This is a genomic window from Faecalibacterium tardum, assembly GCF_040096515.1.
Lineage (GTDB): Bacteria > Bacillota > Clostridia > Oscillospirales > Ruminococcaceae > Faecalibacterium > Faecalibacterium tardum.
In genome coordinates this window covers 1-571 of the sequence record NZ_JBBMEO010000108.1, presented here as the reverse complement: position 1 = coordinate 571, position 571 = coordinate 1, and the positions used below count along the sequence as shown (strand labels likewise).

Genomic DNA, 571 nt, shown 5'->3' with positions numbered 1-571 from the left:
GGAACGACCAGAAGAACATTGGAATAAAAATTACCGTCATCGTTTTGGACAACAATGGCAGGTCGGATGCCGCCTTGCTCGGAACCGCTGTAAGGATTCAGATCCATCATGTAGACATCCCCGCGCTTGTACATCCAGTTTGCGGGCATAGGCGGATACTCTTTCTCTTTTTTACCTCGTGTGGCCAATTTGGATTTCTCCTTTCTATCCGTATATGTAACAGTGGGCTGCTCGCACAGCCCACCCTACTATCTCAAACAGCAAATTGCTGTGATTTATAGTTCTATACCTTTCCGTATTTGTCCCCGACATCCCCGGAAACCGAAAACTCTGTTTTCGTGTGGGAAATCTTTCAGCCGTCCGGCAGCGTACCGAATCCATAGGGTTCTCACCTCTCCGTGGTTCTCACCGAGCTGCCCGAAGGCAGAAGTATCATTATTCTGTGATGGCTCTTAGCTATGGAGAAGCTGTCATCCATTTACCGTCAACCTACCGCTCATTCCCTCAGTGGGAGATCATCGCATTTGTTACGGACGTGGCTCATCATCACAGGAACGTGACTGAAGAATGC

General features: G+C 48.7%; 1 protein-coding gene. It reads right to left on the bottom strand.

Going from position 1 to position 571, the window contains the following annotated elements; genetic code table 11:
• On the bottom strand, positions 1–134 hold a 134-nt coding region (locus WMO44_RS15000), incomplete at its 3' end, for a type II toxin-antitoxin system PemK/MazF family toxin (protein WP_349153057.1).
• Positions 135–571: the final 437 nt, after the last annotated feature.